This is a genomic window from Psychromonas sp. KJ10-2, from assembly GCF_047323255.1.
In the GTDB taxonomy this organism is placed as follows: domain Bacteria; phylum Pseudomonadota; class Gammaproteobacteria; order Enterobacterales; family Psychromonadaceae; genus Psychromonas.
On record NZ_CP178827.1, the window covers coordinates 834,342 to 858,288 of the forward strand.

The 23,947-nt window shown below is 37.6% G+C and carries 21 protein-coding genes and 2 pseudogenes; 13 read left to right on the forward strand and 10 right to left on the reverse strand.

The window, feature by feature from the left end; all coding sequences use genetic code 11:
- Positions 1 to 12: 12 nt before the first annotated feature.
- The 3 genes from glgB to ACLKL2_RS04030 form a co-directional block, all read right to left on the reverse strand.
- The gene (gene glgB / locus ACLKL2_RS04020) at positions 13 to 2,235 is read right to left on the reverse strand and encodes a 1,4-alpha-glucan branching protein GlgB (RefSeq protein WP_413694243.1); all 2,223 of its coding nucleotides are present in this window, start codon (positions 2,233 to 2,235) and stop codon (positions 13 to 15) included.
- A gap of 127 nt (positions 2,236 to 2,362) precedes the next feature.
- Positions 2,363 to 3,928 (reverse strand): 4-alpha-glucanotransferase, encoded by a 1,566-nt coding sequence (malQ, locus tag ACLKL2_RS04025; protein WP_413694244.1) that lies wholly within the window; start codon positions 3,926 to 3,928, stop codon positions 2,363 to 2,365.
- Complete coding sequence (locus tag ACLKL2_RS04030) at positions 3,880 to 4,545, reverse strand: hypothetical protein (protein ID WP_413693465.1); 666 nt, start codon at positions 4,543 to 4,545, stop codon at positions 3,880 to 3,882. Before ACLKL2_RS04030 ends, malQ begins: the two co-directional genes overlap by 49 nt.
- 275 nt (positions 4,546 to 4,820) lie before the next feature.
- Between ACLKL2_RS04030 and ACLKL2_RS04035 the strand changes: the two genes are divergently transcribed.
- The 10 genes and pseudogenes from ACLKL2_RS04035 (at position 4,821) to ACLKL2_RS04080 (ending at position 15,795) form a co-directional block, all read left to right on the forward strand.
- Complete coding sequence (locus tag ACLKL2_RS04035) at positions 4,821 to 5,714, forward strand: D-hexose-6-phosphate mutarotase (RefSeq protein ID WP_413693466.1); 894 nt, start codon at positions 4,821 to 4,823, stop codon at positions 5,712 to 5,714.
- A 364-nt stretch (positions 5,715 to 6,078) separates the two neighbouring features.
- Positions 6,079 to 7,071 (forward strand): type I glyceraldehyde-3-phosphate dehydrogenase, encoded by a 993-nt coding sequence (gene gap, locus ACLKL2_RS04040; protein ID WP_413693467.1) that lies wholly within the window; start codon positions 6,079 to 6,081, stop codon positions 7,069 to 7,071.
- A 773-nt stretch (positions 7,072 to 7,844) separates the two neighbouring features.
- On the forward strand, positions 7,845 to 9,272 hold the full coding sequence (gene sbcB, locus ACLKL2_RS04045; RefSeq protein WP_413693468.1) for an exodeoxyribonuclease I: 1,428 nt from the start codon (positions 7,845 to 7,847) through the stop codon (positions 9,270 to 9,272).
- Between the two features lie 266 nt (positions 9,273 to 9,538).
- A complete protein-coding gene (gene cysK, locus ACLKL2_RS04050; protein WP_113818787.1) occupies positions 9,539 to 10,504 on the forward strand; it encodes a cysteine synthase A in 966 nt (321 codons plus the stop codon).
- Between the two features lie 397 nt (positions 10,505 to 10,901).
- Positions 10,902 to 11,159: an HPr family phosphocarrier protein gene (locus ACLKL2_RS04055; protein ID WP_113818788.1), complete on the forward strand. Its 258-nt coding sequence runs from the start codon at positions 10,902 to 10,904 to the stop codon at positions 11,157 to 11,159.
- Positions 11,160 to 11,209: 50 nt separating this feature from the next.
- A complete protein-coding gene (gene ptsI, locus ACLKL2_RS04060; RefSeq protein ID WP_113818789.1) occupies positions 11,210 to 12,931 on the forward strand; it encodes a phosphoenolpyruvate-protein phosphotransferase PtsI in 1,722 nt (573 codons plus the stop codon).
- Between the two features lie 68 nt (positions 12,932 to 12,999).
- Entirely contained in the window at positions 13,000 to 13,509 is a 510-nt protein-coding gene (gene crr / locus ACLKL2_RS04065) for a PTS glucose transporter subunit IIA (protein WP_113818790.1), read from the forward strand.
- Between the two features lie 124 nt (positions 13,510 to 13,633).
- The gene (locus tag ACLKL2_RS04070; protein ID WP_413693470.1) at positions 13,634 to 13,984 is read left to right on the forward strand and encodes an ArsC family reductase; all 351 of its coding nucleotides are present in this window, start codon (positions 13,634 to 13,636) and stop codon (positions 13,982 to 13,984) included.
- A gap of 9 nt (positions 13,985 to 13,993) precedes the next feature.
- Positions 13,994 to 15,127, forward strand: a pseudogene (dapE, locus tag ACLKL2_RS04075) (succinyl-diaminopimelate desuccinylase).
- Positions 15,124 to 15,795, forward strand: a complete 672-nt coding sequence (locus tag ACLKL2_RS04080) for a M15 family metallopeptidase (RefSeq protein WP_413693471.1) — start codon at positions 15,124 to 15,126, stop codon at positions 15,793 to 15,795. Before dapE ends, ACLKL2_RS04080 begins: the two are co-directional and overlap by 4 nt.
- A 66-nt stretch (positions 15,796 to 15,861) precedes the next feature.
- Here the strand turns inward: ACLKL2_RS04080 and ACLKL2_RS04085 are convergent, their stop codons facing one another.
- Entirely contained in the window at positions 15,862 to 16,344 is a 483-nt protein-coding gene (locus tag ACLKL2_RS04085; RefSeq protein ID WP_113818794.1) for a YajQ family cyclic di-GMP-binding protein, read from the reverse strand.
- A gap of 178 nt (positions 16,345 to 16,522) precedes the next feature.
- Between ACLKL2_RS04085 and ACLKL2_RS04090 the strand changes: the two genes are divergently transcribed.
- On the forward strand, positions 16,523 to 17,449 hold the full coding sequence (locus ACLKL2_RS04090; RefSeq protein ID WP_413693472.1) for a ketopantoate reductase family protein: 927 nt from the start codon (positions 16,523 to 16,525) through the stop codon (positions 17,447 to 17,449).
- Here the strand turns inward: ACLKL2_RS04090 and ACLKL2_RS04095 are convergent.
- From ACLKL2_RS04095 to yejK, 6 genes are all read right to left on the reverse strand, one after another.
- Entirely contained in the window at positions 17,427 to 18,431 is a 1,005-nt protein-coding gene (locus ACLKL2_RS04095) for an LPP20 family lipoprotein (protein ID WP_413693473.1), read from the reverse strand. The genes ACLKL2_RS04090 and ACLKL2_RS04095 overlap by 23 nt on opposite strands.
- Positions 18,432 to 18,529: 98 nt before the next feature.
- A complete protein-coding gene (locus ACLKL2_RS04100) occupies positions 18,530 to 19,687 on the reverse strand; it encodes a COG3014 family protein (RefSeq protein ID WP_413693474.1) in 1,158 nt (385 codons plus the stop codon).
- A gap of 59 nt (positions 19,688 to 19,746) precedes the next feature.
- On the reverse strand, positions 19,747 to 20,346 hold the full coding sequence (locus tag ACLKL2_RS04105) for a penicillin-binding protein activator LpoB (RefSeq protein WP_413693475.1): 600 nt from the start codon (positions 20,344 to 20,346) through the stop codon (positions 19,747 to 19,749).
- 64 nt (positions 20,347 to 20,410) lie between these two features.
- On the reverse strand, positions 20,411 to 20,758 hold the full coding sequence (locus ACLKL2_RS04110; protein ID WP_113818799.1) for an HIT domain-containing protein: 348 nt from the start codon (positions 20,756 to 20,758) through the stop codon (positions 20,411 to 20,413).
- Positions 20,759 to 20,820: 62 nt separating this feature from the next.
- Positions 20,821 to 21,687 (reverse strand): 6-carboxytetrahydropterin synthase, encoded by an 867-nt coding sequence (locus ACLKL2_RS04115; RefSeq protein ID WP_413693476.1) that lies wholly within the window; start codon positions 21,685 to 21,687, stop codon positions 20,821 to 20,823.
- Between the two features lie 59 nt (positions 21,688 to 21,746).
- The gene (gene yejK, locus ACLKL2_RS04120) at positions 21,747 to 22,829 is read right to left on the reverse strand and encodes a nucleoid-associated protein YejK (RefSeq protein ID WP_413693477.1); all 1,083 of its coding nucleotides are present in this window, start codon (positions 22,827 to 22,829) and stop codon (positions 21,747 to 21,749) included.
- 190 nt (positions 22,830 to 23,019) lie between these two features.
- Between yejK and ACLKL2_RS04125 the strand changes: the two are divergent.
- Positions 23,020 to 23,243 (forward strand): annotated as a pseudogene (locus ACLKL2_RS04125) (DUF1414 domain-containing protein).
- A gap of 5 nt (positions 23,244 to 23,248) precedes the next feature.
- On the forward strand, positions 23,249 to 23,947 hold the full coding sequence (locus ACLKL2_RS04130; protein WP_413693478.1) for a DUF3413 domain-containing protein: 699 nt from the start codon (positions 23,249 to 23,251) through the stop codon (positions 23,945 to 23,947).

Genomic DNA, 23,947 nt, shown 5'->3' on the forward strand with positions numbered 1-23,947 from the left:
ATGTTTTGCCACTTAAGCACCCTTTCGTTTTAAATAAACCGTTGATAGTGGGGGTAAATTTACGACTATTGAATGTTCCTTTCCTTGCCATGGATGTGCTTCACTTATAAATACGCCCATCTGTTCACCCATCTGGTAATTACTGCCCCAATAATATTCACTATCGGTATTGATCACTACTTCATAATGACCAACCTCATCTACTGCAATACGGTACATTTGACGAGGTACAGGGGTGAAATTCGAGACACAAATCACATATTGGCTTTTATCTAGATTATAGCGAACAAATGAGATAATGCTGTTGTGATCATCACTATGATCTAACCATTCAAAACCTTCAGGCTGATAATCAGATTCATACATTGCTGGGTTGGTTTTATAGAAGTGATTAAGATCAGAGATAAGTTTTTGTTGGCCTTTGTGTTTTTCATAATCTAATAGATCCCAATCTAAACTATGGTCGTGATTCCACTCGTGGCTTTGAGCAAACTCACCGCCCATAAAATTAAGCTTTTTACCTGGGTGACCAAACATATAGCCCATGTAAGCACGTAAATTGGCGGCATTTTGCCACTCATCACCGGGCATTTTATCCAGTAAACTTTTTTTACCGTGTACCACTTCATCATGAGACAAAGGTAAGATGAAATGCTCGTTATAATGATAAACCATCGCAAAGGTCATTTCGTGATGGTGATATTTTCGGTACATAGGATCCTGAGACATGTAATTTAATGAGTCATGCATCCAGCCCATATTCCATTTAAAGCCAAACCCTAATCCACCTTCAAAGGTTGGTTTAGATACGCCAGCAAAAGCGGTAGACTCTTCAGCAATGGTCATAGCATGTGGGTATTGACTATATACTTCTTCGTTAAACCATTTTAGTAGACTGATTGCTTCATAGTTATGGTTACCACCATCAACATTTGGTACCCATTCCCCCTCTTCACGAGAGTAATCCCAATACAACATAGAGGCGACGGCATCCACACGTAATCCATCTACGTGAAATTTATCTAACCAAATCAATGCACTTGCCACTAGGAATTGACGTACATTGTCACGCCCAAAATCATAAATATAAGAGTTCCAATCAGGGTGCCAGCCTCGACGCGGATCTTCATATTCATACAAAGGAGTGCCATCGAAGCGCGCTAAACCATGTGGATCGGCAGGGAAATGAGCAGGCACCCAATCGATAATAATCCCTAACCCTACCTGATGACACTGGTCGATAAAGTATTTAAGATCGTCTGCATCACCAAATCGACTGGTCGCAGCAAATAACCCTACTGGCTGATAACCCCATGAACCATCAAAAGGAAATTCAGAGATAGGCATCACTTCAAGGTGGGTATAACCCATACCTAATAAATATGGCAGTAACTCTTCCGCTAACTCGCGATAAGTGAGCATACGCTCAACACCATCCTCATGTTTACGCTTCCATGAGCCAAGGTGCACTTCATAGATACTCATGGGAGCAAAGCGTTTATCTCCCACCTGTGAGGCTTGCCAAGCTTGGTCATTCCACTGATATTTGTCATGGTCAACCACAATCGACGCATGAGAAGGATATTGCTCAGCTTGAAATCCAACTGGATCAGCTTTATGCGGCAAACGATGCCCTCCAGCATCTTTTAACTCATATTTATAAGCACAACCAGCACTTAAACCAGGTACAAATAAGACCCAATGACCACACCAGCTTTTTTGCATAGGATGATGTTGACCATTCCAAAAATTATGCTCTGAAATTAAACTTACGCTGCTGGCATTAGGTGCATAAACGATAAAACGAACGCCACTCACAGCGACATCATTAACCACAGTTTCTTTAAGCTGAGCACCTAAAGTATGATAAACATTCTGTGGCGCTTCATGTAGAGTGGATAATCCCTCAAAGGCAATATCATGAAACTGATAAGGGTCAATGACTTGATGTGTTGCATTCGCATAAGTCACCGTTAACTTATAAACAAAGACTTCAGTCAGGTCTGGTAAATTGATTTCAAATAATCCTGCTTCATAAACTTGAATTAATTTACCAGCGAGCTTTGAGCCATCTAATGCAACAAACTCTACGGCTTTTGCATCGGGCAACCACACTCTTAACAAATAACCTGTCGACTCAACATTTTTTATTAACCCTAATGTGTCGAATGGGTTTGCTAACCTGGCTTTTTCTAATTGTGCTAATAATGTTGACTTTAATGGTGCAGCGACTATTTTAGTGCTTTCTTCAGCATTTTTAACCGAGTATTCAATAGTTTGCTTTTTTTACTGGTTACTGTTTTTTTCGCATTTTTTCTTGTCATCTTCATTACCTAATCAGAAATTATTCATAATATTGCTGTTAACGAGAGCGTGCTTCTGTAACTTTATTGAGTAGAGATAAAATATCCTCATCGGCAAAAAGTGCTTCTAAGTTGTGAGAGAGTTTACGTTGCCAATTACGATATTCATCACTCGTACCTGGTACATTAACGGGTTGGTCCATCTCTAAAAAGTCTTCGAGTTGTAAACTGAGGAGTGACGCACTTCCTGAAGCAAGATGTTGTTGTAATTGGAAGTTTAATTGCTTATCCATGCCAGTAGTATTGGCATCATGATATTGATCATCGGGAATCGATTGATGACCATGTAAACTATTTAAAATTTGCTGCTTTGCCCTTACTCGATCACTCAGTAATCGTTCAAATACAGCTTGATCTGGATATAAACCTAACTCTTTACCTAAATACAGGTCATCACAATGCCAATAGCCTTTGATAGTGGCGATATCATGGGTTGATAAAGTCGCCATGGCTTGTTGTATATAATGATCAGGCGAAATAAATCCACCGTCAGGTGCCTGCTCAAAAAAGAACACTTTATATGAGTAAACACCTGCTTCTTGCAATAAGGTGTCCATTCCTTCAGGTACAGTGCCTAAATCTTCACCAATAACTAAACACTGATTCCGCGTACTTTCCAGTGCTAATATATTCAGCATATCGTAAACGTTATAATAGATATAAGCGCCGCTATCCGCGGTTTCACCTTCAGGTACCCACCACAAACGAAGCAACGCCATCACGTGGTCAATACGTAACGCGCCGCAATAGCTCATATTCGCCTGCAATAGATCAATGAATGGCTGGTAACCTGCTTTAAACAACTGATCCGGCGACCAAGGTGGTAACCCCCAGCTTTGTCCTAATGGTCCCAAAACATCAGGTGGGGCACCAATACTGATCTGTTCGCAGTACAGGTCATGATTTGCCCAGACATCACTCGCCCCCTTGCCAACACCAACGGCAAGGTCTCGATATAAACCCAATGACATACCTAAGGATTGCGCAAGTTTATCTGCTTCGGCTAGTTGCGCCTCAGTCACCCATTGGCAATAACACCAAAATAGAATTTCCTGTTTATTTTTCTCACACCATTGTTGTGTGCCTTCACTGTTAAAAGACTGAAACTCCTGTGGCCAAGCAGGCCATCCCCAAGCATTTTGATCTTCTTCTAAGAACTTAAAACGTAAAGCATCATAAGCAGCTTGTTGCTGCAAAGCTGCCCCTTTTTCTGTTACATATGCATCAAGCTCTTTAAGGCGATTACTTTTAGCATTCACTAATGTGTCAAACATGTCGCGTAATGCACAGAGTTTTAACTTGGTCACTGCTTCATAATCAACCCAGTCAGTGCCTCGTAATGCAGACAATTCAGCTTGAAATGCTTCACTTTTATATTGTTTTTGTAATGATCCACATTCTTCAAATTCAGGCACTGCCGTAATATCTGTGTAAATGATATTTAACCATTCACGTGATGAAGGGCTATACGGACTGGCTTGCTTTGGTTGTGATGGATTTAAAGCGTGGATCGGATTTAAACCAATAAAATCACCACCATTTTCAGCGGTTTTTGCAGTAAAAATTTTAGGTCAGAAAAATCGCCAACTCCCCAGTTATTCTCACTTTTTAAACAATATAACTGAACGCTAGCCCCCCATAATTTTTTACCTTCTTTTATAGGAGCCGGTGTAAAGCAACTTTCAGGGGTAATAATTAAGGACATCTCAGCTAAGGGTTGATCATTACCTTCTTCTAATAATGTTAACTTGTGATAACCAATATCAAGTGGAACGTCTATCTCAACTTCATACAGTTGAAACTCGATATCATTAATATCTTTACAACCTAACAACGGAAAGTCGGTCGCAGTAATCTGTTTATCTATCTCTAAACCATCTTCTGTGGTGATTCGATAAAGCAAAGGATCTGTCACAAAGTCGATTGGGAGGTGTACTTCAATGAGGTAGCTTTGAGCCTGTTGTAATACGGTGACGGGTGCTAATACAGACAACCAATGTTGTAGCTCTTGTTGATTATAATAATCCATCAATGCATGTTCATCGGAAGCATCAACGCCCATATGTGAAATTAAATTCTTGATTTTCTCTTCGCTAACTGTCGCGGGGTTCCCCCATGCATCTACAAAATGCTGGTCTATTCCTTTTAGTTGCATAAACGACGCCAATGCAGGATTATTCATAAAACACCTATCTATATAGTTAACTTACTGTCATGTTAATTTATTAAAATGAGTATTTAACTAATAACAGTAATTTGCAATGATTTAATCACGCAAACATCCTCATTGCATAAAATATTACTCATAAGATGCGCTTTTAAAATTTAAAAATATACAAAAACATCTCTTTTCATTTCATTTATAAAGCGACAATTTATTATTTTTAATCAATTTTAAACAGTTGAAAATAAAATATAATTCTGAGGTTGGATATAATTCATTACATAGGAACAGATATGATTTCACATTTAAAACTTAAGACAATCAGAACATTAAATGAACATATAAGTATCGAAGTTGATCAAAATGGTTTTGAGTTTATTATTCTCAAGCATAAAAAATTTGATGCTGCCTTTAGCTTACACGGCGCTCACCTAATACACTTTCAAGCTAAACAAGCCGCACCACTTATTTACCTCAGTAAAACAGCTGTATATGCTCCTAAAAAAGCGATTCGTGGTGGAGTGCCTATTTGTTGGCCTTGGTTTGGTAGTAATACTGAAAGTAAACAAAAAGGCTTAGCTTCTCATGGTTTTGCTAGAAACAGTGAATGGACATTATCATCATTTAATAGCACTGACTTAGGTATTGATATTGAGTTTTCATTAGAAACCAGTCAATCCACAAAAGCGATTTGGCCACATGATTTTAACCTTACCTTAAAAGCTTCTTTAACTGACCATGTTGAATTAACACTGATTACCGAGAACACCGGTGAAACTCCATTCCATTATAGTGGTGCACTACATACTTATTTACATATTGCAGATCAACGTCAATGTTCAGTACAAGGTTTAGCAAACGACTACACGGACTCATTACAAAGTAACCAAGCAAAACAAAGTGCTCAGCCTTTACATATTGATCACCCAATCGATTCGATTTACGCAGTCAACGATGGTGCTATTGTAGTAAAAGATGATGCATACCAACGTACCATTTCAGTTAGTAATGAAGGTAACGATTCGGTAGTGGTATGGAATCCATGGGTCGAAGGAGCAAAAGCATTTGCAGATATGCCCGATGATGGTTACCAAACCATGCTATGTATTGAGTCTGCAATCACAGCCGATCCTGGCCATTTAGTTGCACCAGGTGAGTCTCACCGCCTAAAAACTGTTATCAAATAACCCATTACTTTCAAAAATAACCACTTAATTTACAAAGTAACAACAAAAAATTCTATTTTATGAAATATGGTTATGGAACGGGTTACAGTTAGCCCTTGACTTAAATAAAAACCTAAAATAGAGCGAGAAATAATAGTTTAATGATGGTTTTTCTTTATTTTATCGAGAATTGCCCTTAATATGCTCTGGTAATTTAATTACTGTGATATTAGTTCAAAAAAATACTAAGCGTTGATTTACAAAATAGTGAGCAACAAAAGTATTTTTTAGAGCTTATAACTTGACTAACATCAAAAACTAGGTGTCAAACGCACTTATAATGATGACAAGTTAAAAAAATCAAACATCCATAAGGAAAAATAAAATGACAATTAAAGTAGGTATTAACGGCTTCGGTCGTATCGGCCGTTTCGTATTCCGTGCAGCATGTGAACGTGCTGATGTTGAAGTTGTTGCAATCAATGACTTAATCGACGTTGAATACATGGCTTACATGCTTAAATATGACTCAACTCACGGTCGTTTCAACGGTACTGTTGAAGTTAAAGACGGTAACCTAATCGTAAACGGTAACACAGTACGTGTAACTGCTGAGCGTAACCCTGAAGATCTAAAATGGGACGCAGTTGACGTAGACGTAGTTGCTGAAGCAACTGGTCTTTTCCTTACTGACGAAACAGCTCGTAAGCACATCGCTGCTGGCGCTAAAAAAGTTGTTCTAACTGGTCCTTCTGGCGACGTTCCAATGTTCGTTAACGGCGTAAACTTCGCTGACTACGCTGGTCAAGATATCGTATCTAACGCTTCTTGTACTACTAACTGTCTTGCACCTATCGCTAAAGTACTTAACGATAAATGGGGTATTGAATCAGGTCTAATGACTACTGTTCATGCAACTACTGCAACTCAAAAAACTGTTGACGGTCCATCTGCTAAAGATTGGCGCGGTGGTCGTGGTGCTTCTCAAAACATCATCCCATCTTCAACTGGTGCGGCTAAAGCGGTAGGTAAAGTAATTCCTGAGCTAAACGGTCTTCTTACTGGTATGGCTTTCCGTGTACCAACTGCTGACGTTTCAGTTGTTGACTTAACTGTTAACCTAAAAACTGCTGCTACATACGAAGAAATCTGTGCAGAAATGAAACGTGCTTCTGAAAACGAAATGGCTGGCGTTCTAGGTTACACAGACGAAGCTGTTGTTTCTCAAGACTTCATCGGTGAAATCCAAACTTCAGTATTTGATGCTGCTGCTGGTCTTTCTCTAACTGACAAATTCGCTAAAGTTGTATCTTGGTACGACAACGAAATCGGTTACTCAAACAAAGTTCTAGACCTAGTTGCTCTTATCTCTAAATAAGACAAACTTCTAAACTTTGTTATCAAGCCTATACTTCGGTATGGGCTTTTTTGTATCTGGTGTTTGAGATAATAAAGGCTAGATTACGAGATGCTAGATACTAGATACTAGATGCTAGATACTAGATGCTAGATACTAGATGCTAGATGCTAGATGCTAGATGCTAGATGCTAGATGCTAGATGCTAGATTGTGAAATGGGCTTTGTCCCTTAATTAGAAATATAACTAAACACAGTTATAAAACTCACTAGAAAAATGAATTCTTGTATTCAGTTACTCCCTTTTCTATAGACAATAACTCAGCCTATATTTTTATGTAAATAAACTGTAATTATTTTTGTTAATTTTGTTGCCTTATTGTAATTACAGCAACATTTTCCTGAATAACAATCTTTCACTGTTTAATTTCCCAGTAAATATAACTTCACATAACTTCTCCAGAAGCCTATTAAATAAGCATATTTTCGCTTACGCGTACAATCCCTTCTGAAAAGACAATAACCTTATTTTTCATAAATATGTTTGTTGTTTAAACAACTAAAATTGTAATAACGCATTTATAAAACAACAAAATCGATTTATTCTTTGATCTGTTCTACCCTGATCAAGTTTCCTATGACTGTTTAAATTCTCACCATCCTTTTTAGATACAAACTAAAGTGTCAGTAAATTAATCAATTAAACTTATTTTTCAATCACATTCAATGCAATTGATTCGCTTTTTAAAGGTAAATTCGACACAATATAACGACATTAATTACGGGTAAATAATATGAATCAAGTATCACCAAGCCTTTTATGGCATGACTATGAAACCTTTGGCTTAAATCCAGGCACAGATCGCCCTTCACAGTTTGCCGGTATTCGCACCGATCTTGATTTAAATATTATTTCAGAACCTTATCAATGGTACTGCCGACCACCCAATGATTATTTACCTGCACCTGAAGCTTGTTTAGTCACCGGCATTACACCGCAATACGCACTTCAGCACGGTGAATTTGAAAACCAATTTATTTTTAATATATTACAACAATTTCAACAGGCTAATACCTGTGTTGTGGGGTACAACAATATTCGTTTTGACGATGAAGTCACTCGCTTTACCTTGTATCGAAACTTTCATGATGCTTACCAAAGAGAATGGCAAAATGGTTGTTCGCGTTGGGATATTATCGATATGGTAAGAGCGTGCTATGCCTTAAGACCTGAAGGTATTGAATGGGTATTTGATGAAAATGATGTTCCCTCTTTTAAGTTAGAGTTATTAACTAAAGCCAATGACATAGTGCATCAACAGGCACATGATGCAATGTCCGATGTTTACGCGACTATCGCCATGGCTAAATTGATCAAAGAAACTCACCCTAAACTTTATGAATACTGCTTTAACTTAAGACAAAAGAATAAAGTAAAAGACGTATTAAAAATAGGAAGTTTTTCCCCTTTGGTACATATATCAGGCATGTTCCCAGCCTTACAAGGTTGTTGCTCTTATATTTTACCTATTGCACAACACCCTACTAACAGCAATGCAGTGATCGTAGTTGATTTAAATAAAGATTTATCGCAATTATTATCATTAGATATCGATCAAATTCAATCCTATTTGTATACCGCAACGGACAATTTACCAGAAGGAATCAATCGTCCACCGATTAAACTTATTCATATAAATAAATGCCCGATTGTTGCCAGTGCAAAAACCTTAACCGCTGAACGCGCAAAAGAGTTAGGGGTTGATGCGAAACAATGTCGCGAATCAATGAATTTATTCCTCGCTAATAAACAACTAGTAGAAAAACTAACCGCAGTTTTTGACACTGAAGCAAAAAGCACTGGGCAGCAACAACCAGAACAAAAACTGTATTCTGGTGGTTTTCCTTCGGCAAACGATAAAAAACAAGCCAAAGAGATCACCCAATTATCACCACAACAGATAGAATCTTACCAAGTACACTTTGATGATCCTAACCTTGAAATGTTATGGCACCGCTATAAAGCGAGAAATTACCCACAAACCTTAACTAGCGAAGAGTCACAAAAATGGAATCGTCATCGTGAAGCGTATTTCATTGAAAATGTTGATAACTACATCGCTCGTTTAGAGATGCTTGCTATTGAACATCAACATAATGAAGAGAAGATTGCGATTTTACAAAAACTTGGACACTACTTAGAGTTTGTAACCAATAACTGATTAAAAAACAGCATACAAATTGCTAGAGAGGTGATCTATTTTCTCTAGCAATACCACCTTTCACTTATAAACAAGTCATTTAAAATCAACAATCAATAAAACAAAAATGTAAATTAATTTAGTAAACAATTACTTTAAAAAAGTGTGATATTCCAACATATGGTAAAAACCTATATGGTATAACAAAATTTCACTTCCGCATTTTAAAACATTGGATATGCTATTAGCCTATCTATAAAAAACACCCAACCAATAGGAACAATATGATGAGTAAGATTTTTAGCGATAATTCACAAGCAATTGGTAACACTCCACTAGTACGTTTAAACAATGTAACTACAGGCAATGTATTTGCAAAAGTTGAAAGTCGTAACCCAAGCTTCAGCGTAAAATGTCGTATTGGTGCAAACATGATCTTAGCTGCTGAAAAAGACGGCACGTTAACTAAAGATGTTGAGCTAGTTGAAGCAACTAGTGGTAATACTGGTATCGCGCTTGCTTTTGTTGCTGCAGCTCGAGGTTACAAGATCACTCTAACAATGCCTAACACAATGAGTGTTGAGCGTCGTAAATTATTAAAAGCATTAGGTGCAAATCTTGTATTAACTGATGGTGCACTAGGTATGAAAGGTGCAATCAACAAAGCTGAAGAATTAGCTCAGTCTGAAACTAAAAAATACCTTGTAATGCGTCAATTCGAAAATCCAGCAAACCCTGAGGTTCACGTTGAAACAACTGGCCCAGAAATCTGGAATGATACAGACGGTGAAATCGATGTATTTGTTGCAGGTGTTGGTACAGGCGGTACTATTTCAGGTGTAAGTCGTTACATTAAAGAAATCCAAGGTAAAGCAATTACAAGTGTTGCCGTTGAACCTACAGATTCACCAGTTATCTCACAAACGTTAGCGGGTGAAGAAGTTAAACCTGGACCACACAAAATTCAAGGTATTGGTGCTGGCTTCATTCCTAAAAACTTAGATATGTCATTAATAGACCGTGCAGAGCAAGTAAGCAACGAAGATGCTATTGCAATGGCTCGTCGTTTAATGGAAGAAGAAGGTATTCTAGCCGGTATTTCTTCTGGTGCGGCAGTCGTTGCAGCAGCACGTTTAGCAGCTGAGCCGGAATACAAAGATAAGAACATCGTTGTTATTTTACCAAGCTCTGGTGAACGTTACTTATCAACAGCTCTTTTTGCAGGTGTTTTTGAAGGTGAAAACTTCGCTTAATCTACCTCATAAATAGCTTAAAAAAGGTGCTTTTTAGCACCTTTTTTTATATCTAAATATTGGAAAAACTGAGCTTTGCTTAAAAAACACTCAAAAACAACAATAATACATAGTTTTACCCTTTAAAGAGGAGAAAATCGTTGACCTAGTACGCCATATTTAGGATCATTAAATATGATATTGAACGTTTTAATAACGGGTATTTAAAGATAAGTAAGGTGAGAGAAAAACTTAATATTTAGTTAATCGCTATTATCAATTTTTTCTTTTATTCCTACCTCTCATTTTTAAAGTTTATACGCTGCATTTTAACAATTTCAATGTCGTTCAATAGCAATTTTTTTACATCAATTAAAATTTGCTATCATTACAAATTTAAATTTATTAAGGTGTTACCATGTATCAAAAAACAGTAACTATCACGGCTCCAAACGGTCTTCATACTCGCCCTGCAGCACAATTTGTTAAAGAAGCAAAATCATTTGCATCTGACATTTCTGTTGAAGTAGGTAGCAAATCTGCAAGTGCAAAAAGTCTTTTCAAACTACAAACTCTTGGTTTAACTCAAGGCACATCAGTGAACATTAAAGCTGAAGGCGCAGACGAGCAAAAAGCTGTTGATACGCTTGTTGAGTTAATGGCAACATTAGTTTAATACATATATCTTTCAATAAGATAAATATTTAGTAGTTTTAAGGATAGGTTATGATATCTGGCATACTGGCATCCCCTGGTATTACGTTTGCAAAAGCATTGTTATTACAAGAAGACGAAATTTCTCTCAATACTGAGAAAGTAAGCAATATTGAACATGAAATTACTCGATTTCTTGACGGCCGAGCAAAAACTTCAGCTCAACTAGAAGTAGTTAAGCAAAAAGCTCTTGAGACATTTGGTGAAGAGAAAGAAGCTATCTTTGAAGGGCATATAATGCTACTTGAAGATGAAGAGCTTGAAGAAGATATCATCACCTATATCAAGAAAAACAAAGCAACTGCCGACTTCGCTGTTAACGCAGTCGTTGAAGAAAATGCACAAATGTTACAAGAGTTAGACGACCCTTACTTACGTGAACGTGCAGCTGACTTCCGTGACATCGGTAACCGTTTATTAAAGAACGTATTAGGCATTGACATTGTTAATCTAAGTGATATTTCAGAAGAGGTTGTGTTAATTGCAAATGATTTAACACCTTCTGAAACGGCACAAATTAACCTAGATAAAGTATTAGGCTTTATTACAGACATTGGTGGTCGTACTTCACATACGTCTATCATGGCTCGCTCACTAGAGATTCCAGCCATTGTTGGTACTAACGATATTACTCAAAAAGTAGAGAATGGCGACCTAGTTATTCTTGATGCTTTAAACAATAAAGTAATCATCAACCCAACTGATGCAGAAATGGAAGAAGCTAAAGCTGTACGTGAAGAGTTCTTACACGAAAAAGCTGAGCTAGCTAAACTAAAAGATTTACCAGCTACAACGACTGATGGTCATCAGGTTGAAGTTGGGGCAAACGTTGGTTCTGTAAAAGACACTGACGGTGCTAAGCGCAACGGCGCAGAATGTGTTGGTTTATACCGCACAGAATTCCTATTCATGGATAGAGATCAACTTCCTACTGAAGAAGAACAGTTCCTTGCTTACAAAGATGTTGTAGAAGCAATGGAAGGTAAAGCATGTATTATCCGTACTATGGATATCGGTGGTGATAAAGACCTACCTTACTTAGACTTACCAACAGAATTAAACCCATTTTTAGGATGGCGTGCAATCCGTATCTGTTTTGATCGTCCAGAGATCATGAATCCACAATTACGTGGTTTATTACGTGCTTCTGCCTTTGGTAAAATCCGTATCATGTTCCCAATGATCATCTCAGTTGAAGAAGTTCGTAAATTAAAAGCTATCCTAGAAACATTAAAAGCTGAATTAAGAGATGAGAATCTTGCTTTTGATGAAGAAATTGAAATTGGTGTAATGATCGAAACACCAGCGGCTTCTGCAATTGCGCACCACTTAATTAAAGAAGTAGATTTCTTCAGTATCGGTACTAACGATTTAACACAGTACACACTAGCTGTGGACCGTGGTAATGAATTAATTTCTGATCTTTACAACCCATTAACACCTTCTGTTTTAACTATCATTAAGACAGTAATCGATGCATCTCATGCAGCGGGTAAATGGACTGGTATGTGTGGTGAGTTAGCAGGTGATGAACGTGCAACTCTATTACTACTAGGTATGGGCTTAGATGAATTCTCAATGAGTTCAATTTCAATTCCTACGGTTAAGAAAGTTATCCGTAGCACTAGCTTTGCAGATGCCAAAGCGCTAGCTGATAAAGCATTATCAATGGCGACTGCGGGAGAGATAGAAGCCTTAGTTAACGACTTCAATAAAGCTAAAGGTATTAGTTAACTGATTGATAAGAAAGGTGGGTTATCGCTTACCTTTCTTTTTATTTTATAAAATTGGAGTTTAGTTATATGGGTTTTTTTGATTCTTTAAAAAAAGCAGTAAGCGGCAATACACAAACAGCAAACACCATTGATATCATTGCACCGCTATCAGGTGAAATCATTGCTATTGAAGATGTGCCAGATGTCGTTTTTGCTGAAAAAATTGTTGGTGATGGCATTGCGATTCGCCCTACCGGAAATAAAATGGTTGCACCATGTGATGGTGAAATTGGTAAGATTTTCGAAACTAACCATGCCTTTTCACTAGAGTCAGCAGATGGTATTGAATTATTTGTTCACTTTGGTATTGATACAGTTGAGCTAAAAGGCGAAGGTTTTACTCGCGTTGCTCAAGAAGGTCAAAAAGTAAAAGCGGGTGATACTATCATCGAGTTCGATCTTGCTTTATTAACTGAAAAAGCTAAATCTATTTTAACGCCTGTTGTTATCTCTAACATGGATGAGATTAAAGAGTTACAGAAAATGTCTGGTACTGTTGAAGTAGCGTCAGATCCTGTACTTAAAATCGTTAAATAATGATAACTAAGTTCCAATATAAAAAGTCGCTTAGGCGGCTTTTTTCATTTTAGCCCTCCTTGTTCTTAACTTCTCTTTCTTGTTACAATCATGCCTCTTTTTATTTAATAATAGAAGCATTTCAATGACAACAACTATGTACGGTATCCCAAATTGCGATACTATTAAAAAAGCGCAAAAATGGCTTAAAGAAAACGACATCGCCTTCACCTTTCATGACTACCGTAAAGATGGGTTAGATGAAAATTTATTAGCTCAGTTTTATGCTGTTTCTTCTTGGGATGAGCTGTTAAATAAACGTAGCACTAGCTATCGTGCACTAACGGAGCAACAAAAAGAGACCTTAGATGAAACAACAGTTAAAGCACTGTTCATCGAGTCCCCTACTTTGATAAAACGCCCGCTAATCATTCATAACGGCGCTGCAATCGTCGGATTTAATGTTAAAAAATACCAATCTTTTTTTGCAGTATAAGGAAATACAATGAGCCATTCACCAGTCGTATCACTATTACAAGATTTAATCAGTCGTCGTTCAGTCACTCCTGAAGATGCAGGTTGCCAAGACCTTCTTATTTCACGTTTAGAAAAAATGGGTTTTGTATGTGAAACAATGGAATTTGAAGATACCTTAAACCTTTGGGCAAGACGTGGTACGGAAGCCCCCTATTTTGTTTTGCAGGTCATACTGATGTGGTTCCACCGGGTCCAGAAAGTAAATGGAGCACTCCGCCCTTCGAACCAACTATTGTTGATGGCATGTTGTATGGACGTGGTGCAGCAGACATGAAAAGTGGTATTGCTTGTTTCATGCTTGGCTTAGAAGCATTCATTGAAGAGCACCAAGAGCATAAAGGCTCAATTGCGCTATTAATTACTAGTGATGAAGAAGGTCCTTTTATCAACGGTACAACACGTGTGATAGATGTATTAGAAGCGCGTAATGAGAAAATTGATTACTGTATCGTTGGTGAACCTTCAAGTACTAACCATGTAGGTGACATTATTAAAAATGGTCGTCGTGGTTCATTAACCGCTGATATCACTTTTAAAGGTACACAAGGACACGTTGCTTACTCCGCATCTAGTTAATAACCCTATTCATTTAGCTGCCCCTGCTTTAACAGAGCTAGTACAAACAGAATGGGATAAAGGTAACCAGTACTTCCCTGCAACCAGTTTTCAAATTACTAACTTTAATTCAGGTACTGGTGCGAGTAATGTTGTTCCTGGTGATGCGGTTGTACAATGTAACTTCCGTTATTCAACTGAACTGACAGCGGACATGTTAACTGAAAAAGTGGAAGGGATATTAAATAAATCCGGTTTTGAATACGATATTAAATGGACTTATAACGGCCAACCATTTATTACGGAACCAGGTTCGCTAACTGATGCTGTTGCTGATGCTATTTTAGCAACAAACGGCATTACTACTGAGCTATCAACAAGTGGCGGTACCTCCGATGCGCGCTTTATTGCGCCTACTGGCGCACAAGTGGTGGAACTAGGCCCAATTAATGCCACCATCCATAAAGTAAATGAATCAACTAACATTGCCCAATTAGATGAATTAGTTGATATCTTTAAGCTAACACTTAAAAACTTACTGGCATGAACCCATTAGAATTGACCGGACAAGCGCAAACTCATTTGGTTGAGTTTGCACCGAATAGGTTACTGCATAAGCAAGTCATCGCAGACTTTACAGCGTTACAAAGTAGCGCTAAAAGTGCAGGCTTTACCCTACATGTTGCTAGTGCTTTTCGTAGCTTTGAACGTCAATTAAAGATATGGAATAACAAATATTCCGGTGTTACTGCGATATTAGATAAGCTAGAAAAACCTATTGATATCAACAAAGTGAGCGAACGGGAAAAACTGTATCACCTGTTGCATTGGTCTGCCCTACCAAGTGCTAGTCGCCATCACTGGGGAACAGATATCGATGTATACGACCCGAGCTTATTACCACAGGGCCAATCATTGCAGTTGCAGAAAAGTGAGTATTTGAATGGTGGTTATTTTAGTGAGCTAACGGCTTGGTTAGGTGAGAATATTCAAGCATTCGGTTTTTATCGTCCTTATCAAAAAGATCAAGGTGGAGTTGCTGAAGAGCCATGGCACTTAAGTTATTTTCCCATTGCAGAAAACTGTTTAGTACAACTAGATCTCGATTTAATCCGTGACACAATTCAATCTCATGAGGTTTTTGGTAAAGACTTGATCCAACAAGAGTTAGCACATATCTATCAGCAGTATGTGTGTAATCTAACACCAAGATAAAAATCTAACTTAAGCCAAGTGCATGTATGTACTTGGCTTTATTTTTTAGAAACTATCCAACAAAAACTAGTCTTTAAAGTTATTAAACTGGAAACCCATTCCTAAATCACACTCTTTTACTAAGCGCATCGTTTGCTGAAGGTCATCACGTTTTTTACCGGTTACACGTAATTGATCACCTTGAATAGATACCTGTACTTTCATTTTGCTATCTTTAATGTGTTTTACTAACTTCTTAGCCGTTGGCTGATCAACACCTACTTTAAATTTCACATTTTGTGACCAGAATTTACCAGACTGCTCGTATTTATCAGGGTCCATAGAGCGAGTATCAACACCACGTTTTACTAAGTTAGCACGTAACATATCGCGCAATGCATTGATTTGCATTTCCGCTTCTGCTTCTAATTTAACCACTTCTTTGTTTAGTGTAATAGATGCTTTTACACCACGAAAATCATAACGAGTACCGAGTTCACGGCTAGTGTTATCAACGGCATTTTTAACTTCTACTAAATCAATTTCTGATACGATATCAAATGAAGGCATCTTTGTTCCCTTTTAAAACTATAAAATATTCTAGGGTATGAATTTACCAGAAAACGCAGTGATCATCTATGACTAAGCATTGCCATAGTGTGTTTTGTCTCTTGTAACTAAATCAGCAAATTAGCATAATAGATGTTTATGTTAATGATCATAGTCATTTAACGGTATAGGACACAGTATGATACAAATAATTGGTGCGGGTGCAATTGGTTGCTTATGGTTAGGCAAGTTATTACAAGCAGGTTACCCATGTCATATTGTATCGCGCTCGGTATTGTCTACAAACACTTTAACGCTCACAGACTTAATAGGTAAGTGTCACTCATTTAATGTCTCTTATGGCATGCAGTTACTGCACAAAACGGAGCAAGCACAACAAAGTAGTTTATTAGTGTGTGTTAAAGCACATCAGGTGCTTGCAGCACTGCTACAACAGCAAGCTTATATCAAACCACAACAAGCTATTATCTTAATGCATAATGGTTATGGTTGTGCGGAGCAAGTAGCTAAACACTTCCCTAATAACCCGATTATTTGTGCCACCACTGCCAATGCTAGTTTATTAACTGATGCTTTAACCATTACACATACTGGCGCGGGGCCAAGTTACTTTGGTTTTTATCCAGGTTACGAATCAAATAATAATCATCAACCAATGGAAGACCGATTAAACACCTATTTACACCCTCTGTTAGAGATTATGCCTGATACTCATATTAGTAATGAAATTATCGAGAAATGCTGGTTAAAACTGATTATTAATGCCGTGATCAATCCACTGACGGCCATTCACCAGATCAAAAATGGGCAATTGCGTTGCACTGAATATGCACCGTTAATCCAGCCATTAGTATTAGAAGTCTTTGCTATTGCAGAAGCTGAACAATTAACCTTTGATTTAAATGAATTGCAGGAAACTGTAGCAAATGTGATTAAAGCTACCGCAGAAAATTATTCCTCAATGAATAGAGATATTCACTTTGGCCGACAAACAGAGATAGAGTTTATCAATGGTTACCTGATTAAAAAGGCGTTACAACATAATATTGAAACGCCAATTTTAAATGATTTATATGCGCAAGTTAGAGCGATGGAGAGTCACTAATTAATTGCTGTAAGTATTCATCCATACGAGTGCTTAATTTGTCTTGTAAACGCAATTTTAATAGATCTTTTTGCTTTGCTGAAACCTTAATAGGCCAACGTTTACGACTGATCACTTGACCATTTTCGCTAAGACTTAACTCATAACTACCACGTAGCCAATACCAAGATTCAATTAACGCAGGATTAGTTACATCTGCATAACCTGTTACTTCAATATTTGCATTATCAGTGACTTGAACGCCTAATGAAGAAAGGCCCGACTGAATTGCTTTTGCTTGAGACTCTGTATCAGCCTTTGCTGCGATAGCTAAAGCAGCTAGTTTTTGTTTAATTAATTGCTCAATTTTATCACTTGAAATATCTACTGGCACACCACTACCACTTATATATTGCAATTGAAAGTTTGCCATTTTGCGTGTTATTTGAACATCTCGCGCTGAGCGTAACGCATTAATTGATGCAATTGCATTGGGTGCTTGATTAATACTGTAATCAATTAACTCAGTTGTTTTTTCATCTAGGGCAACGATCGATTCCGTTAAGTTTTGTGAAGCACTTAAACGATGTAATACCGCTAGTGCATAATACTCTCCGCTTGGGCTCAACCAGGTTTGTTTAATCTCAACACCTTGAATTGCTTGCTCTGTTTCGGTTTGAATATCACGTTGTAACGTACTTGAACTTTCCATGGTGACACCCAAAGCACTCTCTTGTTTAACTGCTTCGGTTAAGGTGCGGGTTTCAGCTCTGACGTTCACAGAGAATATCTCTAATAAATTAGCCACGGCATTTTTGCCTGCGCGAGTTCTATTAGAAGCTTGTCCTACCGCCGTTAAATATTGTGATTCAGGATATTCAGTTTGTGCATGATCTATCCATGTTGGGCGCTGATTGTCACCTTGCGTTGAAGATGGTGTGGAGCAAGCGCTAAGTAAAAATACGCTAGATAATAGTGAAGCAAGTAAGGTGATCTTTTTCATGTAAACTCCTTAACAAAAGGCTAATCATTGCTGATAGTGCAATATTTTATTGGATAAATTAGTCGCTAAAATAACATGTTGATGCCCTTGCTGAAGACTCACTGAATTGTCGGCAGTCTTAGGGGAGAAACAACAATATTATCTGAGTTAGTGTCTAAATAAGCAAATTGAATTGTCGCAGGTAACATATTCCAACTTCGCAAATCAGCGACTTCACTGATCAAAGTGGCAAAGTTAAGCAAGGTACCAATTAATTGATCTTTCTTTTTGGCTTCCTCCACCACTTTATATTTAGCAATCGCTCTGGTGGTGGTGAGTAATAGAATAGAAGGATACTCTTTATCTAAATCCTCTCGAGCAATGTCATTAATATTTTCTGTAACTTGCGTATTTTTAATTTGTTGTCCGTCACCGACTTGTGCACTTACAGGGCGTGGCACACGTTCTGGGTAAGTTGGCATGGCAATACGGATCAGTTGTTGGCCATTAAAACTTGGCACAGTTAAACTCGCTTGAACTTTATTAGACACAACACCGTTAAAGTACAGTACAAATACTTGCTCCTTAGCCGTTTGATGCTCTGCTAAGCTCGGGTAGGCTTTACTATATTTATCATAAGCTTGGTCATTACCCATTTTTAAGCTCATTCTTAATAAACCTAACTTCAACCCTTCTGGCAAAGCTATATGGCGTTTATTAAGTACCTCTTCAGCCAATTGATAGCTAATAAAGGCATTAGAGCGTTCATCTAATAACTCATAAATAATACCAGAAATAAGGTGGGTACTAGCCAGTTGACCACTCAAAGAGTCTTTATCAAAGAGTTTTTTCATGGCGACGTCGGCTTGTAACATTTCCACGCGCGCGCCATCTATATCTTGATTAAATAGATAACTCAAAGCCAACATATTATGCACCATGACACGATCAAGGGGATAACCACTATAACTTCTTAAGGTCTCATTAACCGTCCCTGCCCCGATATTTTCTGACACCGAAGTCGCTGCCAGAGATTCCATCTCCTTTTTAGCAATTAAGAGTGCATCAATGGAATCAGGAAAGTGCCCAGATAATAACTGTAGGTAACCTATATTAAGATAATATTGCGCTATATCTTTATCGTCAGGTTTAGTTTCTTGTAATGCTGAGAGGATGGACTCTGGTGTTTGAAATTGTAAATCATCTGCAAGTCGATTGTTAGAGTGCTGAGCACAGCCGGAAAGTAAAAAGGCAAAGACAAGTAACAATTTATACATAGTTATTCCATTTGATACAATAATAGGCTCATTACTGAGCCTATTATTGTATATAAACGTTACGGACGGATTTTACTGTTAGAGATAAGTTTTTTGATTTTCTTCTCACCAATCCACACTTTACGGTTATCCTTTAAGCTAATTAATTCAAGGTTGACTTGATAAAAACGCACCTGCGTAGTGCCATCTACATCAACAATGGTATTGATTTGACCTTGCATCATGAAATCTGCACCATACTCTTGTCCAGCTTCTTTACGTGTTACTTCTGATGCATTTAAGTCTTGATCTGCACGCTCATCACGAATTTCTTGACGACTTGAGGCACTTGCAACAAATTGTACTTCACCGGAATTAATTAATTCTCTCTCCATATTGGCAACAAAAGTATTGGTATTAATATGCTCATGGCTTAAATTTTTAATGCGGCCAACAATAACAGCGGGGTCTTTACCTTCACTGGTCACAAACTTAGTTATCCACGGTCTTGATAATGAATCTTGGATCATCTCTTCAGCCACTAACTGAGAGTCTGTATCGTTCCATGCTCCACTTAAATCAACCTGTTCGCTTGCATCTAAACGCTCTACTGACGTTGAACAAGCAGCAAGCATTACACTACTCATTACCGCCAATAAAAGACTAGTATGTATTTTCATTGTAAACTCCACTTTGTAAAGAATAAAATAGTATCAATAACTTATCATAACTTAATAGATAAAGTTAATTTACTAACTTGCCTAATCTTTTTCCACCTAATAAATGTAAATGTATGTGATAGACCTCTTGCCCGCCATCATTATTACAGTTCATGATTAAGCGATAACCTGACTCCGCAATGCCCTCTTCTTTGGCTAACTTTTTAGCGACCGTATATAATTTCCCGATTAACACTTCATCTTCAACCTCGATATCATTAGCCGTTGCGATCAGTTTATTGGGAATAATCAAAATATGCACCGGTGCCTGCGGTGAAATATCACGAAAAGCAGTAACATACTGATCTTGGTATAACGTATCCGACGGGATCTCTTTATCAATTATTTTTCTAAATATTGTTTCTTCAGCCATCTTTAATCCTTAATCAATGTTTTTATCAATGGTGCTTGTTCATGGCCAATAACCACTGATCGTTATAGCTCGACAATCGCACCTTTACCAATGCCTTCATAGGCAAACACAGTGACCTTATTATCACCTTCTTCAGCTTTAATGGTTTCACAGATGAAGCGTGCTAACTCTTCTACCGTGGTATCATTGTTTAATACTTCACAGCGACTAGCAGGCATTAATAACTCAAAATACCCCTGCGGCGCATGATAAGCAGAACAATGAACTTCAGCAGTTGGTTTCTGTGTAATAAACGACAGGTCACTACGTTTAATCAGATCACTTTCACTGGCTAAATAGATATCTGTCCAACGCGCAGCCCATTGCTCAACCCATTGTTCGCTATATTGATCATTAATAAAAATATCAATTTTAGAACGATGACCATGTGCAATGCGTTGGCAATTACCATTATGTTTCTTTAAACCGTGAGTGTAATGGTAAAATGGCGTATTGATCACTTCTGGATGTAAAGTGATTTGCAGTCCAGATATATTCTCTGGTAATTTTTCTAGAATAATCTGCTCTAAATAACGCGCAATAAATGCCTCATTAATAACCTCACAATCAAGCAAACAGTATGCTTCATGTGGCGCCTTTACTTGAATAAGTTCAGCATCATTTAAATGGTAATCAACTTGAGTTCGCTCATCTTCTGCTAGTACTTTACAAGCAGCAGATAAACTTGGTACTAATAGTTTATGATCAACTTCAGCATCAATAATCGCTTTGATCTGTTTCTTCACCAAGGCAAAGTCTAAAATCATAGATTGTTCATTTAACTGCCCATCTAACACCACATCAACTTGATAGCTTTCCCCTACAAAACCACGGGTAGCCTCTAAGTAAGTTGAATCAATAACAGTTAAATCTCGTACAAATAATTTCATTCTTTTATCTCTTTTTTGCTTAATCCCCTTCTCAAGGGGAATACAAGCAGTGTAATCTATTAATGCTTAAAAGGTGCTTTTCCATCATCCGTAACGGTTTCAGTGATCACCATTTCGCCTGCATCAATCAATGCATCACGTTTTAATTGTTCGCGTAAATTAGGCGGAATGCCTTGAATAGTTAGCGTATCAGAAGCTTCATCATAAAGAATAGAAGAGCCTAAATGTTTTTGGTCGAAACTAATATTCATGCCGCCACCCGTTCCTACATATTTAGTTAACTTTCTAACTAAGGTTTTATCCGCAGGGAAGTTTTCCTCTAACTGATAATCTTCGCTGACAAAGTCATAAAAGCTACCTTCTAAGTTTGAGGTTGATTGAAACTCTTCGGATAGGCTCGATAGGTCAATGTCTTGCCCCTCTTTGATTTGCTCTTTACAGTAATTAAAAGTAACTTCACGGACCTCTTGCTTTTGTTCTGTTGGCAGCTCTTGCTTTTCACAAAACTCTTCCACTGCTTTTAATAAACCTTCATTCTGCACTTTTGCATCAAACCCTTCTTTTGCGCCCATAAAGTCTAAGAAGAAATCAGAGACTTTACGACCAACACGCCCTTTAATAAAGGAAATATAACGATTAGCTTCTGGATCTCGTTTTAATAAAGTAAGGTCAATACGAGCCACTAATTGAATTTTACTGGTTTCGATATGCTGACTAACTTGTAACTCTAAATTTTCATTAACACTAATCGATTGATTATTTTGAAGTAAAGCAACCAATAAGTAATCACTGGTTGTCCATGTGTATTTACTGATCAATAACACACCCTCTTCAGCAAAATCATGATCTTTTAACTCAGCAACTAATCGACCAGCAGCCTGTTGAGAAAAGCCAACAAAATCCAATTCGCCGTTCATCTCTTCAGTTAACGCACGTTGGAATACTTGTGATTTTTCCCCTTCATCGGCAAAAAATGCAAACGCTTTGTTTGATTTACTCTGGTAGCTGCGGTGTAAATCCATGACCAACTGCTCAATTGACGGCGAAATAGGTAGCTCGCCTTCACGCATTTTGCATGATAAGACACCCTCACTGTTGTAATTTAAAGAGTGTAAAATAATATTAGTAGCGGAAACGTTCATAGAAATATGACCTTGTGAGAAACGAATAAACTTAATTGGCAAATTATACACACCGCAATCCATCTTGAAACAGTAATTATTTGCTTAATTATCTGTGTAACTTTTCAAAATCGAGGAGTTAAGTCATTGGTATAATAATACGAGTGCGGTATCATAACGCAATTATCATTCCTTATATTAGAAGTTTATTATGCCAATTCAATCAAAGTACTCTAGCCAAAAATCGAATCAATTCTGGATCAAGTAATGGATGTTTTACATGACAACGACGTCTCTGTAGATCTTAGCTTAATGATTTTAGGCAACAGTATTACTCATATCATTAATAGCCAAGTGCCTACAGCACAACGCCAAGCAATCAGCGACAAATTTGTTAAAGCATTAAGTGCTTCTATTAATTCAAAAGAAAAATAAAAAATATGGTTGAAACAGGTCATAAATTTCACGATAACGTCGCCAAAAATGTCACTTGGGCACATTGGTTTACGTTCTTTAATATTATTGCTATTTCTTTAATCAGCTTACGTTACATTGCGTATTCAGGGTTAGCTGATACTGGTTTGGGCATTACTTATCAGTTTATTAGTCTACTGGGGCATTTTAGCTTTCTTGCAGCTGTGGTGTTTGGAATATTATTATTCCCACTGGCGTTTTTAATATCGAATAATTTAATTTATCGCCTCGTTTCAATCATGATCGCCACTACTGCGATCACTTTTTTGATTGTTGATACACAGATATTTAGATTGTATGAATTCCACCTTAACCCATTAATTTGGCAATTCTTACAGAAACCCGAACAGGTTGAAGAGATTTACTCCATCAACTTGCACTATATTTCAATCCCAATTACTTTTGCTTTAGAAGCTTTTTTCTCGATGATTTTGTGGAAAAAAGTTCGCATCATACACGCGAAACAGATAGGTAAGCCGATCGCTCTCTTCCTGTTTGCGAGTTTTGTATTAAGCCACTTGGTGTATATTTGGGCCGATGCGACACAGTATCGTCCGATTACCCATCAGCGTTCTTTATACCCACTCTCTTATCCGATGACCGCTCGCACCTTCCTAACTAAACAAGGTTGGTTAAATGAAGATGCGATTCAAAAAGTGAACTAA

Coding starts and splice junctions, on each gene's coding strand:
- ACLKL2_RS04100 (WP_413693474.1), bottom strand. CDS start 19,687: ATGTATAAATTGTTACTTGTCTTTGCCTTTTTACTTTCCGGCTGTGCT.
- ACLKL2_RS04130 (WP_413693478.1), top strand. CDS start 23,249: ATGGTTGAAACAGGTCATAAATTTCACGATAACGTCGCCAAAAATGTC.
- gap (WP_413693467.1), top strand. CDS start 6,079: ATGACAATTAAAGTAGGTATTAACGGCTTCGGTCGTATCGGCCGTTTC.
- ACLKL2_RS04115 (WP_413693476.1), bottom strand. CDS start 21,687: ATGAAATTATTTGTACGAGATTTAACTGTTATTGATTCAACTTACTTA.
- ACLKL2_RS04030 (WP_413693465.1), bottom strand. CDS start 4,545: ATGAATAATCCTGCATTGGCGTCGTTTATGCAACTAAAAGGAATAGAC.
- yejK (WP_413693477.1), bottom strand. CDS start 22,829: ATGAACGTTTCCGCTACTAATATTATTTTACACTCTTTAAATTACAAC.
- ACLKL2_RS04080 (WP_413693471.1), top strand. CDS start 15,124: ATGAACCCATTAGAATTGACCGGACAAGCGCAAACTCATTTGGTTGAG.
- ptsI (WP_113818789.1), top strand. CDS start 11,210: ATGATATCTGGCATACTGGCATCCCCTGGTATTACGTTTGCAAAAGCA.
- ACLKL2_RS04085 (WP_113818794.1), bottom strand. CDS start 16,344: ATGCCTTCATTTGATATCGTATCAGAAATTGATTTAGTAGAAGTTAAA.
- ACLKL2_RS04070 (WP_413693470.1), top strand. CDS start 13,634: ATGACAACAACTATGTACGGTATCCCAAATTGCGATACTATTAAAAAA.
- sbcB (WP_413693468.1), top strand. CDS start 7,845: ATGAATCAAGTATCACCAAGCCTTTTATGGCATGACTATGAAACCTTT.
- ACLKL2_RS04090 (WP_413693472.1), top strand. CDS start 16,523: ATGATACAAATAATTGGTGCGGGTGCAATTGGTTGCTTATGGTTAGGC.
- cysK (WP_113818787.1), top strand. CDS start 9,539: ATGAGTAAGATTTTTAGCGATAATTCACAAGCAATTGGTAACACTCCA.
- ACLKL2_RS04055 (WP_113818788.1), top strand. CDS start 10,902: ATGTATCAAAAAACAGTAACTATCACGGCTCCAAACGGTCTTCATACT.
- ACLKL2_RS04095 (WP_413693473.1), bottom strand. CDS start 18,431: ATGAAAAAGATCACCTTACTTGCTTCACTATTATCTAGCGTATTTTTA.
- crr (WP_113818790.1), top strand. CDS start 13,000: ATGGGTTTTTTTGATTCTTTAAAAAAAGCAGTAAGCGGCAATACACAA.
- ACLKL2_RS04035 (WP_413693466.1), top strand. CDS start 4,821: ATGATTTCACATTTAAAACTTAAGACAATCAGAACATTAAATGAACAT.
- ACLKL2_RS04110 (WP_113818799.1), bottom strand. CDS start 20,758: ATGGCTGAAGAAACAATATTTAGAAAAATAATTGATAAAGAGATCCCG.
- ACLKL2_RS04105 (WP_413693475.1), bottom strand. CDS start 20,346: ATGAAAATACATACTAGTCTTTTATTGGCGGTAATGAGTAGTGTAATG.